General features: G+C 67.0%; 19 protein-coding genes. 6 read left to right on the top strand and 13 right to left on the bottom strand.

The genetic code is table 11. The features are described 5' to 3' along the window. Positions 1-44 precede the first annotated feature (44 nt). On the top strand, positions 45-1,847 hold the full coding sequence (locus ACSC1S_RS14160; protein ID WP_435364879.1) for a vanadium-dependent haloperoxidase: 1,803 nt from the start codon (positions 45-47) through the stop codon (positions 1,845-1,847). Between the two features lie 79 nt (positions 1,848-1,926). Then, positions 1,927-2,334 carry a GIY-YIG nuclease family protein gene (locus tag ACSC1S_RS14165; RefSeq protein WP_435364880.1) on the top strand — a complete coding sequence of 136 codons (408 nt, stop codon included), beginning with the start codon at positions 1,927-1,929 and terminating at the stop codon, positions 2,332-2,334. Here ACSC1S_RS14165 and ACSC1S_RS14170 read toward each other — a convergent pair. The 3 genes from ACSC1S_RS14170 to ACSC1S_RS14180 are packed head-to-tail and all read right to left on the bottom strand — an operon-like array spanning position 2,316 to position 3,281. Then, positions 2,316-2,744: a DUF8048 family protein gene (locus ACSC1S_RS14170; protein ID WP_435319487.1), complete on the bottom strand. Its 429-nt coding sequence runs from the start codon at positions 2,742-2,744 to the stop codon at positions 2,316-2,318. The two genes, ACSC1S_RS14165 and ACSC1S_RS14170, sit on opposite strands and share 19 nt — an antisense overlap. A gap of 1 nt (position 2,745) precedes the next feature. Next, a complete protein-coding gene (locus ACSC1S_RS14175) occupies positions 2,746-3,003 on the bottom strand; it encodes a MoaD-like domain-containing protein (RefSeq protein ID WP_435319488.1) in 258 nt (85 codons plus the stop codon). Further along, positions 3,000-3,281: a ubiquitin-like small modifier protein 1 gene (locus ACSC1S_RS14180; RefSeq protein WP_435319489.1), complete on the bottom strand. Its 282-nt coding sequence runs from the start codon at positions 3,279-3,281 to the stop codon at positions 3,000-3,002. The genes ACSC1S_RS14175 and ACSC1S_RS14180 overlap by 4 nt, the downstream gene beginning before the upstream one ends. 123 nt (positions 3,282-3,404) lie before the next feature. Here ACSC1S_RS14180 and ACSC1S_RS14185 point away from each other — a divergent pair, with 123 nt between their 5' ends. Together ACSC1S_RS14185 and ACSC1S_RS14190 are read left to right on the top strand one after the other, a co-directional pair. Beyond that, the gene (locus ACSC1S_RS14185) at positions 3,405-3,581 is read left to right on the top strand and encodes a riboflavin synthase family protein (RefSeq protein ID WP_435364881.1); all 177 of its coding nucleotides are present in this window, start codon (positions 3,405-3,407) and stop codon (positions 3,579-3,581) included. Between the two features lies 1 nt (position 3,582). Beyond that, positions 3,583-4,314: a GTP cyclohydrolase IIa gene (locus ACSC1S_RS14190; RefSeq protein ID WP_435364882.1), complete on the top strand. Its 732-nt coding sequence runs from the start codon at positions 3,583-3,585 to the stop codon at positions 4,312-4,314. Between the two features lie 7 nt (positions 4,315-4,321). Here the strand turns inward: ACSC1S_RS14190 and ACSC1S_RS14195 are convergent, their stop codons facing one another. Genes ACSC1S_RS14195 through arcS form a run of 3 tightly spaced genes read right to left on the bottom strand, consistent with a single transcriptional unit; the run spans position 4,322 to position 7,333 of the window. After that, positions 4,322-4,708 carry a DUF7971 family protein gene (locus tag ACSC1S_RS14195; protein ID WP_435364883.1) on the bottom strand — a complete coding sequence of 129 codons (387 nt, stop codon included), beginning with the start codon at positions 4,706-4,708 and terminating at the stop codon, positions 4,322-4,324. Between the two features lie 40 nt (positions 4,709-4,748). Beyond that, on the bottom strand, positions 4,749-5,537 hold the full coding sequence (locus ACSC1S_RS14200) for a hypothetical protein (RefSeq protein WP_435364884.1): 789 nt from the start codon (positions 5,535-5,537) through the stop codon (positions 4,749-4,751). A 44-nt stretch (positions 5,538-5,581) separates the two neighbouring features. Next, positions 5,582-7,333, bottom strand: a complete 1,752-nt coding sequence (arcS, locus tag ACSC1S_RS14205; protein ID WP_435364885.1) for an archaeosine synthase subunit alpha — start codon at positions 7,331-7,333, stop codon at positions 5,582-5,584. Between the two features lie 308 nt (positions 7,334-7,641). Between arcS and ACSC1S_RS14210 the strand changes: the two genes are divergently transcribed. Next, the gene (locus ACSC1S_RS14210; RefSeq protein ID WP_435364886.1) at positions 7,642-8,121 is read left to right on the top strand and encodes a hypothetical protein; all 480 of its coding nucleotides are present in this window, start codon (positions 7,642-7,644) and stop codon (positions 8,119-8,121) included. Between the two features lie 7 nt (positions 8,122-8,128). On the opposite strand, the gene tgtA is transcribed toward ACSC1S_RS14210, so the two are convergent. The 5 genes from tgtA to ACSC1S_RS14235 all read right to left on the bottom strand — a co-directional run bounded on the left by tgtA (position 8,129) and on the right by ACSC1S_RS14235 (position 11,783). Continuing rightward, positions 8,129-9,613 carry a tRNA guanosine(15) transglycosylase TgtA gene (gene tgtA, locus ACSC1S_RS14215; RefSeq protein ID WP_435364887.1) on the bottom strand — a complete coding sequence of 495 codons (1,485 nt, stop codon included), beginning with the start codon at positions 9,611-9,613 and terminating at the stop codon, positions 8,129-8,131. 76 nt (positions 9,614-9,689) lie between these two features. After that, on the bottom strand, positions 9,690-9,881 hold the full coding sequence (locus tag ACSC1S_RS14220; protein ID WP_435364888.1) for a hypothetical protein: 192 nt from the start codon (positions 9,879-9,881) through the stop codon (positions 9,690-9,692). A 204-nt stretch (positions 9,882-10,085) separates the two neighbouring features. Beyond that, a complete protein-coding gene (locus tag ACSC1S_RS14225; RefSeq protein ID WP_435364889.1) occupies positions 10,086-10,673 on the bottom strand; it encodes an NUDIX hydrolase in 588 nt (195 codons plus the stop codon). A 36-nt stretch (positions 10,674-10,709) separates the two neighbouring features. Then, entirely contained in the window at positions 10,710-10,865 is a 156-nt protein-coding gene (locus ACSC1S_RS14230; RefSeq protein WP_435364890.1) for a C2H2-type zinc finger protein, read from the bottom strand. Between the two features lie 24 nt (positions 10,866-10,889). Then, the gene (locus ACSC1S_RS14235) at positions 10,890-11,783 is read right to left on the bottom strand and encodes an alpha/beta fold hydrolase (RefSeq protein ID WP_435364891.1); all 894 of its coding nucleotides are present in this window, start codon (positions 11,781-11,783) and stop codon (positions 10,890-10,892) included. A 113-nt stretch (positions 11,784-11,896) separates the two neighbouring features. On the opposite strand from ACSC1S_RS14235, the gene ACSC1S_RS14240 reads away from it, so the two are divergent. Beyond that, the gene (locus ACSC1S_RS14240; protein ID WP_435364892.1) at positions 11,897-12,208 is read left to right on the top strand and encodes a hypothetical protein; all 312 of its coding nucleotides are present in this window, start codon (positions 11,897-11,899) and stop codon (positions 12,206-12,208) included. A 25-nt stretch (positions 12,209-12,233) separates the two neighbouring features. Here the strand turns inward: ACSC1S_RS14240 and ACSC1S_RS14245 are convergent, their stop codons facing one another. Then, on the bottom strand, positions 12,234-13,031 hold the full coding sequence (locus tag ACSC1S_RS14245) for an ABC transporter permease (protein ID WP_435319502.1): 798 nt from the start codon (positions 13,029-13,031) through the stop codon (positions 12,234-12,236). After that, positions 13,028-13,954 (bottom strand): ABC transporter ATP-binding protein, encoded by a 927-nt coding sequence (locus ACSC1S_RS14250; protein WP_435319503.1) that lies wholly within the window; start codon positions 13,952-13,954, stop codon positions 13,028-13,030. Before ACSC1S_RS14250 ends, ACSC1S_RS14245 begins: the two co-directional genes overlap by 4 nt. Between the last annotated feature and the right edge of the window lie 110 nt (positions 13,955-14,064).

Here is a 14,064-nt window from a genome sequence, read left to right on the forward strand (position 1 = left end):
TGTGACAGGTAGGTGGGACATCACCCGCCTCGACAGGAGTCATCATGAGTACATCGAAACGCGAGGGGAACGAATCGACGCCGCTGCGCGTCGGGCGACGAACCGTGCTGGCAGGGCTCGGCGCGTTGACCCTCCTCGGCGGAGTCGTCGGTGCGAAACCGGGGAAATCGAACGGCAAGAAGGACCAGAGTGCGGTCGGGGCCGGCGGGGGACCCGGCGTCGCGACCGCCATCGAACAGAACACGCTGAAACAGCGGCTGACGTCGGTCTACCAGTTCCGCCAGCAGACGGCCCACGACGACGTGATGCCGCCGCAACCGCCGGCACAGCTGAACAACGGCGACCGCGAACTCGGCTCGTGGGCGGTGTACGGGAAGTGCCTGAAACACGACGTCGTCGAGGAGAACGGGGAGCCGGTGTTCGGCTATCCGAACCCGGATGCAGTGGAGCGGATGATCGGCGAGATCAAGGGCACTGACACGCTGCACCCCGACGACATCGCAGGGGACCGTGGGCTGGTGAACCCCCGGTCGGCGAAGACGTACGGGCTGGTCGGCCGCGACTGGTACGACGTCACCATCCCGCCCGCGCCCTCCGTCACCAGCGACGAGACGGGTGCGGAGCTGGTCGAACTGTACTGGCAGTCGCTCTTGCGAGACACCGCGTTCCTCGACTTCCGCGACGACGAGACGGCGAAACACGCCGCGATGGAGCTGGCCATGCTCGACGTCTTCACCGGGCCGACACCGGTCGTCTCGGACGACGGGACCGTTCCGGTCGATGCCCCTCCGGACCTGCACCTGTTCAGGGGGACACTGCCGGGCAGCACCATCGGGCCGCACGTCTCGCAGTTCCTGCTCCACAGCATCCCCCGGACCGAGGGGCTGATCCAGGACCAGAAGTACTTCCTCGCTCCCGAGGCGGACTACATGACCGACGTGGCCGACTGGCTCTCGGTCCAGCAGGGCGTGACGCCCCAGGCGTTCACCCTGAACGAGGACGACCGGCGGTTCATCCACGACGGGCGGGGGTTGACGACCGCGGTCCACTTCGACGCCATCTTCGAACTCCCGATGAACGCGGCGCTCATCCTGTTCGGTGACGGCTACGTCGACCAGGACTTCGCCCTGTCGTTCGACCTGCTGGGCAAGACCGAGATCGAGGAGGGGTTCGTCGACTTCGGTATCGGTGACGTCCTGACCGCGGTGGCGGACGTCTCGCGCCCCGCGCTCCACGCGGCCTGGGTCCAGAAGTGGGACGTCCACCTGCGGCCGCGTCCCGAAGCACTCGGCGGGGCGGTCAACGCGACCATGCAGGGCTACGTCGACTACAGCGACCACCTGTCCTCGACCATCCTCGACTCGTACGCACTCGAGGCGGCCGAGGCGGCCAACGGGAGCTACCTGCTCTCGCAGGCGTTCCCCGAGGGGTCACCGTGTCACCCGTCCTATCCTGCCGGACACTCCTCGTTCTCCGGTGCCTGCGTCACCGTGTTGAAGGCGTACTTCGACGAGGACGCAGAGATACTGAACCCGGTGTTCACCGACCCGACGGGCAGCGACCTGCTCTACTACACCGACGACCTGCCGTGGTACGACGGTCCCCTGACCGTCGGTCACGAGTTGAACAAGCTCGCGGATAACATCGCCATCGGCCGTAACTGGGCCGGTATCCACTACCGGACCGACGCGACAGCCGGCTACCGCCTCGGCGAGGCCATCGCGCTCGCCTACCTCGTCGACCGCGCCCGGACCTACGCCGACTCGTACGGGTTCGATGGGTTCTCCCTGACCACCTTCGACGGGGAGACGGTACACATCACCGCCGACGGCGTCGAGTACCTCTGAGTCGTCCGCAGGTCCGTCCATCGCGTACTCGACCATCGAACCGAGAGACACATTTTCGCGAGTCCCGAAGACGCGCCCGATGGCTGCTGGGACCTACACGCTGCTCCTCGAACTGGACCGCGACGTGACCATCGAGGTCGGCGCGCTCGGGCCGGTCGACTTCGAATCGGGGTGGTACGCCTACACCGGGAGCGCGTTCGGTCCCGGCGGGTTCTCACGGGCCGACCGGCACCACGAGCTGGCGGCGGGCGAGCGCGAGACCAGACACTGGCACGTCGACTACCTGCTCGGGCATCCCGACGTGACGCTCCGGACCGACGTTCGGACGGTCGACGCGGACGTAGAATGCGCAGTCGCTTCACGACTGGAGCCGGCGGCTCCGGGCTTCGGCTGTTCGGACTGTGACTGTGACTCACACCTCGCGACGGCCAGCGACCGCGTCGAACTCACGGCGCAAGTCCGCCAGGCTCACGACTGCGTCGAGTGACCGCGCCGGTCGGCCGCCTCCGCCGTCTCCGCCGCCTCGACCGACTCGTACGAGTCCTTCCCGATGAGGACGCACTCGCGGATGTCGAGGGCGGCGTCGAACTCCTCGCGACGGTCGGTCTCCCGTCCGAGTCGCATGAGCTGTTCCGTGTGGGCCCGCTGGACCGCCTCGTAGTCCCGCCGGTCGAAGCCGAGCCGCCTGCCGATGTCGACCCAGTGGCCGGACTCGACGAAGAACGCCGCGTACTTCTCGTCGTCGTGGATACACTCGTAGCTGACGCGGTAGTCGTCGGCGCGAAGCCGGAGGTCGGCCTGCACGAGGTCGACCAGCTCGGGGAGTCGGTTCGGCGGGACGCTCGCCTTCGCGGCGGTGACAAGTAGCACCTGCCCCTCGATCGGGAACCCGTCCATCTCAGCCACCGGCCCGCATGGCCTTCTGGGCGAACCGCTCGATGAGTGGGTCGAGCACGTCGTCGTCACCCTCGAAGCGGACGGTGACCTCGGTTATCTGGAGCGTCGGGCCGATGCCGACCTTGTCGGCCGAGAGCGTGGCTCGCCAGTCGTCGGCGACCACGGTGTCGTCGTCCGCCTGCTCACCGCCGAGGTTCGTGAGGTAGTGGATGGCGAGTCGCTTCGAGATGCCGCGCCACGCTCGTTCTCTGCCCATCATCCACCTGCGACCGGTGGGAAGACGGAGAGCGTGTCCCCGTCGTCCAGGGTGGTCGCCGTCCCCTCCATGTGGACCACGTCACGGCCGTTCTTCAGGACGCTGAGCTGGGGCCGTATCTCGCCGTCTTCGAGGAGTTCGCCCTCGAGCCCCCCGAATTCGGCTTCGAGTGCGGTCAACACGGTTCCGACCGTCGCGGCCTCCTCGTCGTACTCCCGCGTGATGGTCTTCTGGCCGACCGCCTCACGGAAGTTCGCGAAGAACCGCAACTCGAGATTCATTGTCGGAAAGATTCGTCCGGGCTGTATAAAACCACGCCGCAACCAGTTTGCCCTCGCACGACCGCCGTTCCAGAACTGAGAACCATAACAGGTTTTGGAGGCTGGCGGCGAGTCCGAGACATCGTGTACACAGGACTCGTCGCGGGCACCGGGACGGTGCTCGCTGCCGACCCCGAACAGGAGGAGTATCGACTGCGAATCGAGACGAACGGGCACGTCGCGCCAGCACCGGGCGATAGCGTCATTCTCGAGGCCGACCCAGTGGCGACGGACGTCGCCAGACAGGAGACGGTGGCCTGAGATGCAGTGGACACTGTTCCAGTTAGACGACTACGGCCCGTGGACGACGACGCCGCACCCGCGGCGCGAGATGGACCTCCAGACCCTCCAGTCCCGCGTCTACGCGACCCTCGCGACCGCCGTCGATAGCGTCGACGGCTACGTGTTCCCGACGCGCTGGGACAACCTGCTCGCGGTGACGAACGGCCTCGACCGCGAGGGCCACGAACGACTCCAGACCCGCGTCCGGAACCGGTTCCCCGTCACCCTGAGCTGTGGCGTCGGAATCGACGAGACCCCCGCGACTGCCATCGCGGACGCGACAGCCGCCCTGCAGGACGCCGGGAGCGCCCAGGGCGACCGCCGTGAGGCCCTCCGCGGTTCGTTCGGTGACGACACTGGCGACCTCACCGTCGCGCACTTCGACGTGGTGGACGCGACCGGCACCTACACCGACCGCCACGACGCCTACACCGCCCACCGGACCATCCGCCGCGGGTGTGACGCACTGGCCGACGAGATGCACGAGCGCCACGGCGCGCTCACCTTCTTCGTCGGCGGCGACAACGCCATCGCGGTCTGCCCGCCCGGAACGACCGACTTCTCGGTGACCATCGACCGGGTACAGGAACTGACCGGCACCCACTGGCGGGTCGGGGTGGGGCACGGTGCGACCGCTCGCGAGGCTGGCGGTGCCGCGAAAGTAGCCCTCGAAACGGGGCGAGAACGAGCCGAAGCCGTCGTCGAAGCCTGACCCGAGTCTACTTGTCGCTGAGTCGGATGCCGTCTTCGACCAGCCGGGCGTTGCGCTCGCGGTCGAGGTTCTCCGCCACGTCCTCGTGTTCGTACAGCTGCTGGACGAGGTCGGCGTTCAGGTTCCGCCACGCGATGGCGTAGATGGGCGACTGCCCCCACGCGCGCAGCTCGGGCACGAAGTCGTCGAAGCGCTGGACGCGCTCTTCCATCCGCTCGACCGCGTCCGCGACGAAGGCGGCCGCTTCGCGCTCGGTCTCGGCCTCGTCGATGGCGCGGTTGATGCGCTGTTCCCAGGTGGCGACCGCTCGCTGCATGTCAGAGTTAGCCGGTTCGCCGTCTTCGGGGAGCGAGTCCAGAATCTGCTGGGGGACACCGAGTGACACGTGGTCCATACCCCGGGGAAAGTGGCCGAGGGTGAAAAAGGCACGCCGGTCAGAGGACCCCGGCCGCGACCAGCAACCCGAGATAGGACGCCCCCGCGACCAGCCCGCCGAGCGTTACGCCGTCGACGACCCGCCCGCGGACCCGGTCCGGGAACCCTCCGTCAGCGACGAGCGTCGCGTGGATGCGGTCCGCCCGCTCGCGACCGAGGACGAACACCTGTTCACGCGGTCGGACGACCGCCTCCTCGAACCGATGATGCGCCTCGTCGCTCCGGTTGAATCCGATTCTGGTACAGCCCGCCTCGATGTGGTCGGGGAGTTCGTCACCCGCGGCCGTGACGGCGACCTGCCCGAACGAGCCGGGGCGAAGCGTCGCGTCACTCGGCTCGACCGGGAGGCTGCGCCCGTCCCACCGAACCTCGAACGGTGTCGCTTCGGCCCGGCGCGTGGCGAGCGACCAGTTCCGCTCGTCCTCCACCGCCGGCTCCTCGTCGACCGAGTTCTCCAGCACCCTGGCGACGTACAAGACCGCGTCCTCGGCGCTGAACGGTGTCCGGAGGGATGCCTCGGCCCGACACCAGCCGGTAGCTGCCACCCGGCCGTCGACGACCGAGGCGAGCCTGATGCGCACCAGTCGTGGCAGGTTCGCCAGCGCCACGGCGACACCCAGCAGGCCGACGCCGTAGCCGAGCATCGTGACGAGAACCAGCAGCCGGTCGGTGTCGACGTCTCCCACTATCGCAGCGCCCGCGATGCCGCCTGTGAAGAGGACGACGTACAGCACGATACCGCCGATGCCGACGCCTGCTCGTTGTTCCAGGTCGGCGACGACTGCCATCGGTGTCTCGGTCTCGGGCGGCCGGCAAAAGTCTCTCGGGCGGACTACTTCTCTTCGACGTGACGCACGGAACTCGCCTCGCCGCGCGTGCTTTCGACCATCGCCTCGCCGTGCATCTGGGCCCGACCGATACCGAACGCCCTCGGGCCCTCGATAACGACCTCGTCGCCGACGCGGATGTCCTCGTCGGCGTCGACCACGCCCGGCGCGAGGACGCTCCCGTGGGGGACGAAGCCGTCGATCTCGACGCGCTTCGTCGGGACGTCGGAGTCGTCCCAGCGCTTCGCGCCTTCGAGCGTCAGCGACAGCGTCCCGTAGTTCGGGACCTGCGTGGCGAGCTGGGTTCCATCCGGATCGCGAACCTGTATCTTCGGGTACCGGCTCGTCGTCTGGAAGTCGCCGAACACCGAGTCGCCTGCACCGTCGCCGAACTGGTAGTCCGCGATGGCCCGGACGGTGTTGTGCTCGCGCTCGCGCTTCGAGTACTTCAGTTCGCCCGAGAGCGCGTCACGCAGGTTCGAGAGGCTGGCCGACGTGGTCGGGTGGTCCTCGACGGTGTACTCGATGTCCACGTCGACGTCGTCCTCGACAGCCTCGACGATGGGGCGGTAGTCCTCGGGCAGGTGGGCGATGACCCGCGGGTAGTCGTTGCGCTTCAGGTACCGGCGAAGGACCTCCGTGACGAACTCGAGTTCGCCGGCGGTCCACGAGCCCGTCACCACGGAGTCGTAGTGCTGTGCAGGATAGGTCGTCTCCAACTCCTGTGGAACGACGCCGATGGGCGAGGTCATCGACACCATGTGGCCGCGGAAGTTCACCGCCTCCATGTACTGGCGGTGGCTCTGGGACTCGCTGTAGGGCTTGCGGGCCGAACACGGGACGAGTACCAGGGGGTGGCCGTCGAAGCGGTTGGTGTACCGGGCAGTGATTCGGTCCGCGAAGCGCTGAATCTCCACGCGCTTGAGCGTGTCCTCGGTGGTCGCGTCGAGGTCGGCCTCGCGGTACAGTGGCGTCCGCTTCTCCAGATAGCTGTACTGCTGGTCGAGTTCGCGAAAGAGCGCGGTGAGCCACTGGTCCTGGCGCGCCTGTCCCTCGATGTAGTCGCGCAGGCGGCCGTCGCGGATGCGCCGGCGGACCCGCGACAGTTCGGCCTCGAGGGCGTTCACGTTGTGCTCGGCGCAGGCAGCCCGGTCGAACTCCTCGCGGGTGACCTGACAGGCCGGGCAGGAACACGGCAGCTCGTCGAGGTCCTCGAGGAAGTACCGGTCGTCGGTGGTCAGGTACTCGCCCTCCAGGCCCTTCGCCCGGGCCTTCGACGCGTCGAACAGGTCGACGCCGGCGTAGGCGAGGACGGCGACGTTCCGGGGCGTGGCGACGCCGGAGAGATAGAGGCCGGTGTCGTCCGGGACCGCGTCCTTGACGGCGAGGATGGCGTCTTTCATCCCCTTCCCGTGGCCGACGGAGCCCTGTGCGTCGGAGAGGACGTACACGTCGGCACCGTAGTCTTCAGCCGTATCGGTCGAGACGACGACCGCGCTCGGGAAATCCACGTCGGGGTAGTCGACCTTGAAGGATTCCTGCACCTCGTCGGCCGTCCCGGCCGGCAGCCCGCGGTGTGGCAGGATGGTCAGTGTCGACTCGTCGCCCTCCGGCAGCGCTCGCTCGCCGGGCCAGAGGCTCCCGGCGTCCGCGACCACGTCGTCCACGAGCGCCGGTGTCGTCACCGGCGCTGACAGGCGGAGTTCCGCCCGTCGGGCCGCACCGTCGCGCTCGTGTACCTCGAAGTACTCGGTCATAGCCCCGTCTCGGGGACCCACGCTCAACAGTCTTGCTTTCCTCCCCCACCTAAAGCGTGGCACTGTGAACGGACAGGATGATTATCCAATCACCAGTAGGGATGAGTGGGTGCGGACGGCAGGTGGACTGGATGCGGCCAGCAGCAGGCCATCGTGGGCTGACGACTAGCGCAGGGCCCTCCCCACACGCGACCGAGTACGGGATCGACGGCAGGCGTCGGTCCCACCTCGATTCTCCCCCCTCCCCCTTCAGGACGACGACTGAGTCAGCACAAAGATGATACCGTGCTAGCAGGTACTGTCGTCGTATGGCGCGGACACGGCGCTGGATTCTCGCAGCGACGACGAGCGCGACAGCCGCGGGACTCGCAGGCTGTACGGGGCTGTTCTCCGACCCGGCCCCACCGACGACGGAGCTTCGACGAATCAGGTATCGGAACTACCTGTCAAAACACCACACACTCCGGATAGCGGTCTACAGCGACGACGAACAGGTGTTCGAGCGAACCGTCGACCTCCCACCAGCCTCGACGACCGAGAAGGGCAATCTGGCGATTACTGGCGGCACCATCACCGAGAGACTCCCGGAGGAGCGAGGACAGTTCGAGGTCGTCGGGACCCTCGTCGGCCCGAACGCCCCGGAGTCGACGGTCACCGACCGACTCGAACTCCCATGGAGGGCATCCGAAGACCAACCGTGCAGTGACTGCACAGTCGCGATTCAGGAAGGACCAGCACTCGCGTTCAAGACACGGCCGGGCTGTGGCTCCGGGACGACAGAGAAGTGAGAATGACTCAGGGCAGTCGTTCGCTGCGCTCGACGAGGTTGACCAGTTCGACGCCGTCGGGAACGAGTTCAATCGCCGTGTCGGGCCAGTCGTCGTGGGCCAGCGTGAAGTCGGTCTCGGGGTTCAGGTCCACGAGGCGGGCCACGCCGTGGGCGGCCTGCTCGTAGGCGTCGTCGTCGAGTCGGTCCGGAATCTCCGCGGTCAGCGGGTACGTGTTGCGCAGCGCCTTCGGGAACGGCCCGAACGGCGGCACGACCTTCCAGGACTCGTCGAAGGCTTTCGAGTGCTCGTCGGTTGTCAGGAGCACGTCGCCCTCGGGCGAGAGCCGGTCCAGTCGCTCCTGGTGGCGTAACACCTCGGGGCGATGCGAACTCTCGTTCGAGAGATAGAAGAACGCGCCCTTCGACACCGGGTCCGTCTCCTCGAGCTGGTCGGCGTGGTCGGTCATCGCCCGGAGGCCGTCGAGCATCGCCGGGTGCGACCGGGCGCGCTCCTCGACGAGTTCGAGCAGGTTCCCCTGCCGGATGGCCTGCTTGATGCGTCGAATCTCCTCGAAGGTGACGTGCAGGTTGTGCGCGGCGAGTTCCTCCTCCTGCTCGCGCTCGGACAGGTCGCGCAGGTCGGCGGGGGTGTACTCGGTACACACCGGACACGAGCACGGGAAGTAGTCGAGGTCGTCGAGATGTTCGGTCCCCCGGACCGTCAGGTAGCGGCCGTCCCGGGCGTACAGCGCGTACGCCGCACTGTCGAACAGGTCACAGCCCATGGCGACTGCGAGCGCGAACATCATCGGGTGGCCCGCGCCGAACAGGTGGACCGGGCAGTCCTGGTCGAGGCCGCGCTTCGCCCCGGCGACCACGTCGACCATGTCGCCGTAGCGGTAGTCGTTCATCAGTGGGACGACCGCGCCGACCGGGAACACGTCGAGGTCAGTCCGGGCGGCGTGTTTCCCCGCTTCCTCGCGGAGGTCCGGATAGGTCGAGCCCTGCACCGGCGCGTTGACGAGCATGTCGCCCACGTCGACCGTCTCGGCGAGTTCGAGGCGCTCCTGCGTGGTCGCGAGCTCCTCCTCGGCCTGCTCGCGGGAGACGTCCGGCGGCGTCGGGATGTCGACCGGCGTCCCGATGTCGCTCCCGATGTCGTGCTGGAACTGCAGGATCTCCTCGGTCGTCGTGTCTATCTTCCCGTACTCGGCGAGCTGGAAGCTGCCCGAGTCGGTCATGATGGCCCCGTCGAAGTCGAGCAACTCGTGCAGCCCCTCCTCCAGGGCCTGCTCGCGGATGTCCTCGGTCGTCTTGATGATGTAGGAGTTGGTGATGAGGATCTCCGCGCCGAACTCTTCTTCGAGTCGTTTCGGCGGGATGGTGATGATGTTCGGGTTGATGACCGGCAACAGCGCCGGTGTCTCGACGGTGACGCCCGCCCGGGGGACGGTCAGCTCCCCGATGCGGCCGCCCGCGTCGGCGTCCCGAAGCTCGAAGTGGTCTCTCATTGGCCTCGGTTATCCGGGCAGCGCCGGTAAGGGTGTCGTTTAGGCGCGGTGGCGGGGCAGTGCCGGGGCTCTCCGGTCACTGCCGCCGTCGCTCCCCGCGCCCGTACCAGAACACGCCGGGACGCCGAATCTCCAGGTAGACCGACGCCGCGGCCGCGATAGCGAACCAGAGGCCGCCACCGGCGAGGAACCCGTAGACGAGCAGGACGAGGAAGCCTAGGAACCGGATGATGGTCTGCTGGCGGAACGAGAGGAACGACTCGGGCACGGACGCCTCTAGGCGCTGGGGAGACATAACCACTGTGCCACGGGATGCCACGGGCGGCGGGGAGTGGGCTGCTGGACACGACAGGATGGCGAACAGGCGACGCGACGGGAGAACACCGGACGGGGCGTCGCACACCCGCGGACCGCCCGGTGACTGCGGTCAGTGCACGCCGGGGCTGGCCGCCCGATGGTATTTGAACTCTGGTTACTCGTCGTCGCCGAACAGTTCGTAGTACAGCAGGCCGGTCATCGCTCGGCCGTCCCGCAACTCGCCCGTGCGAGCCTCGGCCAACAGGTCGTCGTATTCGGCCGTCTCGACCCGGATGGTCTCGTTGAAATCGAGGTCCTGCCCGTCGACGTCTTCGCAGTCGTAGGCGACGAAGTAGTGAAAGAGGGAGTTCCCGATGCCGTTGGCCGGTTCGACCGTCGTGAGGTGTTCGACCCGGTCGGCGTCGTAGCCCGTCTCCTCCGTGAGTTCGCGGCGGGCGGCCACCGCGAGGTCGTCGTCGTGCTCCTCGACGCTGCCCGCCGGGAGCCCGCGGTTCACCCGCCCGACGGCGTGACGCCACTCCTCGATGACGACCACGTCGCCGTCGCGGGTGAACGGCAGGACCACCACGGCCTCGGGCTCGACGAGGTAATCGTAGTCCGTCTCGGTGCCGTCCGGAAGTCGAACCTCGTCGTGGACGATGTCGAAGCCGGGGCACTCGTACCCCACCCACGAGTCGGTGACCTCCCAGGCCAGCGGGTCGTCGCTCTCGGGCGCGTCGGCGTCGTCGTGCGCGTCGCTCATGTCCGAGTGCTCGGCCCGACGCGTAGAAAAAGTACCCTATCGGCCCTCGAACTGGAGTTCCTTCTCGGGGTTCTCCGCGACCATCCACCAGTGGACGTCCGCCTTCGGGTGGCGTCGTTCGACGTGTTCCTTGAGACTCCCGCCCTGGTCGAAGTCCTTCCCACAGATGTTGCAGCGGTTGTGTCGTGCCATGTCCTCTCTAGGAGGGCAGTGCGTTTATTCGTGTATCCGGATGAACCTGAGGAGTTCCTCGGTCACCGTCTCCGGCGCGTCGAACTGGACCCAGTGGCTCGCATCGGGGACCTGGACGACCTCGATGTCGGCCACCCACCGGTCCAGTCCTTCGGTGAGTTCGAGTTCCAGCGCGTCGTCCTTCTCGCCCCACAGCAGCAGGGTGGGCACGTCGACCTGCGTCTCGGCCGTCGCGGCCGAGACGAACGGAAGCTTGTCTTTGAGGCCCTCTCGAAAGAGCGCCCGGTAGTAGTTGATCGCCGAGGTCGCTGCGCCAGGCCGCGAGAACGCCTCCTTGTACCGGGCCACGTCGTCGTCGGTGAACGCGCCGGGGGTGACGGTCCCGTCGCGCAGCATCGAGCCGAGGGCGCGGCAGTTCAGGCCGGTGATGACCCGCTCGGGGAGCCACGGGAGCTGGAAGAAGAACATGTACCACGAACGCTTTCGCTGGCTCGAACTCGTCCGCAAGACCTCCTCGAATCGGCCGGGGTGTGGGGCGTTCATCACGATGAGTGTCTCCACGACCTCGGGCGTCCGGGCGGCCACATCCCAGACGACACCGCCGCCCCAGTCGTGCCCGACGAGGTGAACCGGGGCGTCGAACTCACGGCAGAGGTCGGCGATATCCGCCGAGAGTTCCGTGATTCGGTAGGCCGCCACGCCGTGGGGTTTCTCCGAGCGGTTGTACCCGCGCATATCGGGCGCGACGACGTGATAGCCCGCGTCCGCGAGGGTCGGAATCTGGTGGTGCCACGAGTACCAGAACTCAGGGAAGCCGTGGACGAGGACGACCGTCTCGTCATCGGGGTCGCCGGCCTCGACGTAGTGGAGGCGCACGTCGTTCACGATGGTCTGGCCGTGGGTCCAGTCCGTGGTCATACGGTGCACTGACGCAGGACGGAAGAAAAATCGGGTGGTACGCACGCCCGGTTCCGGAGCGCGACGGCACCACCACCGATAGGTTCATCTGAAGCTAGGCAGAAATTTTCCCGATGAGGGACGTGAAGACGAGCCAGCTCGAAACCGTCGCCGGAGTATGTATGGGTGTCAGTCTCCTCTTCAGCGGCCTGAACTTCCTGGTACAGGCAGACCAGACTCGTATGCTCTCCATCGGATTGCTCATCGTCGGCCTGTCGCCGGTGTTCACGGTCATCGTGTGGCGACACTGGAGAACCCGAGAACCGGCACTGAACCCCTTCGTCAGGCGAGCGAGGGCCGTCCTCGCATACGTAATGCTCGGACTGGGCGTCGGCGTACTGTGTCTCACGACGTGGGTGCTCTCTTCGTCGCTCACAGCCGGCTAACAGGCAGCGAACCTGCCTGTGGCCGCTAGTCCATCAACCCGTAGCCGCGCTTGAGCAGCAGCACGTCGACGGTGAAGATGACGGCCGTGATGGCGAGCAAGACGCCGAGCGAGAACGTCGGGTCGACCTCCGAGAAGTCGAGGAAGCCGTACCGGACCGCGTTCACCATGTACACCATCGGGTTCAGGAACGAGAGCGAGTACCAGATGCCGGTTCCCTCCAGTGCCGCGAGGGGGTAGAAGACGCCACCGAAGAACACCAGCGGGCGGATGATGAACTGGTTGAGGACGGTGAGGTAGTCGAAGTCGCGCGCCCAGAGGCCGCCAAGGATGCCGAAGCAGGCGAACAGCGCGGCGACCGTGATGAGCGAGACCAGGAGGTAGACTGGGTGGGCGACCGAGACCATCCCGTAGGCCGGGTTCGCGATGGTGAACACGACGCCGATGACGGCGATGATGACGCCGACAAGGACCCCACGAAGGGCGCTCGCGGCGACATAGGCGAACGCCAGTTGGCGATACGAGAGGGGCGAGGTGAGCACCTCGTGGATGTACTCGTTCCAGCGTCCGTGGAAGATGCTGAACGAGGCGTTCTCGAACCCGTTCGAGACAGCCCCGAGGACGACGAGGCCGGGCAGGACGAACGTGATGTAGGGGATGCCACCGGCGTACTCGCCGATGCGGCTGCCCAGGATGACCCCGAACACCGCGAAGTAGAGCACGTTGTTGATGAACGGGGGTAAGAAGGTGTTGCGGGGGCGACGGACGTATCTGAGTATCTCGCGCTTCGTGAGCGTCCAGGTGCCCGTTTCGAGGCCGATCATCGGCCATCACCCGTCATCTCCACGAATATCTCCTCCAGCGAGGTCCGCGAGATGTCGAGGTTCACGATCTCGTGGCCCATCGCCTCCAGTTCGTTCAACAGGGCAGGGGTGACCGCGCCGCCGTTGCTGGCCCGGACGAGCAGCCGGTCGCCGTCGAGTTCCACCGACTCGACCCGGTCCAGGGTTCCATTGAGTTCCGGCGCGGTCGCCGGTGCCTCGCGCAGCGTGACGGTGATGGTGTCGGTGCCGCGGCCCATGAGTTCGTCCGGCGTCGACACCTCGACCTTCGAGCCCTGGTTGACGATGGCGACACGGTCACAGAGGCGTTCTGCCTCCTCGATGTAGTGGGTCGTGAGCAGGACGGTCGTCCCGTTGTCGTTGAGTTCGGAGACCACCTCCCAGAGGTCGTGGCGCAACTGCACGTCGACCCCGGCGGTCGGTTCGTCGAGGATGAGCAGGTCCGGGTCGGTGACGAGCGCCCGGGCGAGCAGCAGGCGGCGCTTCATCCCGCCCGAGAGCCAGTCGAACCGTTCTTTCCGCTTGTCGTAGATACCGACCCGCTTCAGGGCCTCGTGTGCCCGGTCGAGCGCCTCGTCCTCGGGGATGCCGTGGTAGCCCGCCTTGTGGACCAGCACCTCCTCGATGGGGAAGAACCGGTCGACGTTGAACTCCTGCGGGGCGAGCCCGATGGCGTTCCGTGCCTGCCGGTAGTCGTCGACCACGTCGTGGCCGAACACCCTGGCCTCCCCGGAGGTCTTCCGGGCCAGACCGACGAGGATGTTGATGAACGTGGTCTTGCCGGCCCCGTTCGGCCCGAGCAGGCCGAAGAACTCGCCCTCCTCGACCTGCAGGGAGAGGCCGTCGAGGGCGCGCAACGACCCGTACTCTTTCACGAGGTCGGTGACCTCGATGGCGTGTGTCATCGGTTGAGCCTCGGAAGACTCGCCGGTTAAGGGTGTTGCATCCGGAGGCGGGACCGGTCGGACCAACGTCGAGGCCGTCCGGTGTCCTATCGGGCAGACACGTGGGAGCC

The sequence above is a fragment of the Haloarchaeobius pelagicus genome (genome assembly GCF_051207375.1).
Taxonomy (GTDB): Archaea; Halobacteriota; Halobacteria; order Halobacteriales; family Natrialbaceae; genus Haloarchaeobius.

Coding starts and splice junctions, on each gene's coding strand:
- ACSC1S_RS14160 (WP_435364879.1), top strand. CDS start 45: ATGAGTACATCGAAACGCGAGGGGAACGAATCGACGCCGCTGCGCGTC.
- ACSC1S_RS14165 (WP_435364880.1), top strand. CDS start 1,927: ATGGCTGCTGGGACCTACACGCTGCTCCTCGAACTGGACCGCGACGTG.
- ACSC1S_RS14170 (WP_435319487.1), bottom strand. CDS start 2,744: ATGGACGGGTTCCCGATCGAGGGGCAGGTGCTACTTGTCACCGCCGCG.
- ACSC1S_RS14175 (WP_435319488.1), bottom strand. CDS start 3,003: ATGATGGGCAGAGAACGAGCGTGGCGCGGCATCTCGAAGCGACTCGCC.
- ACSC1S_RS14180 (WP_435319489.1), bottom strand. CDS start 3,281: ATGAATCTCGAGTTGCGGTTCTTCGCGAACTTCCGTGAGGCGGTCGGC.
- ACSC1S_RS14190 (WP_435364882.1), top strand. CDS start 3,583: ATGCAGTGGACACTGTTCCAGTTAGACGACTACGGCCCGTGGACGACG.
- ACSC1S_RS14195 (WP_435364883.1), bottom strand. CDS start 4,708: ATGGACCACGTGTCACTCGGTGTCCCCCAGCAGATTCTGGACTCGCTC.
- ACSC1S_RS14200 (WP_435364884.1), bottom strand. CDS start 5,537: ATGGCAGTCGTCGCCGACCTGGAACAACGAGCAGGCGTCGGCATCGGC.
- arcS (WP_435364885.1), bottom strand. CDS start 7,333: ATGACCGAGTACTTCGAGGTACACGAGCGCGACGGTGCGGCCCGACGG.
- ACSC1S_RS14210 (WP_435364886.1), top strand. CDS start 7,642: ATGGCGCGGACACGGCGCTGGATTCTCGCAGCGACGACGAGCGCGACA.
- tgtA (WP_435364887.1), bottom strand. CDS start 9,613: ATGAGAGACCACTTCGAGCTTCGGGACGCCGACGCGGGCGGCCGCATC.
- ACSC1S_RS14225 (WP_435364889.1), bottom strand. CDS start 10,673: ATGAGCGACGCGCACGACGACGCCGACGCGCCCGAGAGCGACGACCCG.
- ACSC1S_RS14230 (WP_435364890.1), bottom strand. CDS start 10,865: ATGGCACGACACAACCGCTGCAACATCTGTGGGAAGGACTTCGACCAG.
- ACSC1S_RS14235 (WP_435364891.1), bottom strand. CDS start 11,783: ATGACCACGGACTGGACCCACGGCCAGACCATCGTGAACGACGTGCGC.
- ACSC1S_RS14240 (WP_435364892.1), top strand. CDS start 11,897: ATGAGGGACGTGAAGACGAGCCAGCTCGAAACCGTCGCCGGAGTATGT.
- ACSC1S_RS14245 (WP_435319502.1), bottom strand. CDS start 13,031: ATGATCGGCCTCGAAACGGGCACCTGGACGCTCACGAAGCGCGAGATA.
- ACSC1S_RS14250 (WP_435319503.1), bottom strand. CDS start 13,954: ATGACACACGCCATCGAGGTCACCGACCTCGTGAAAGAGTACGGGTCG.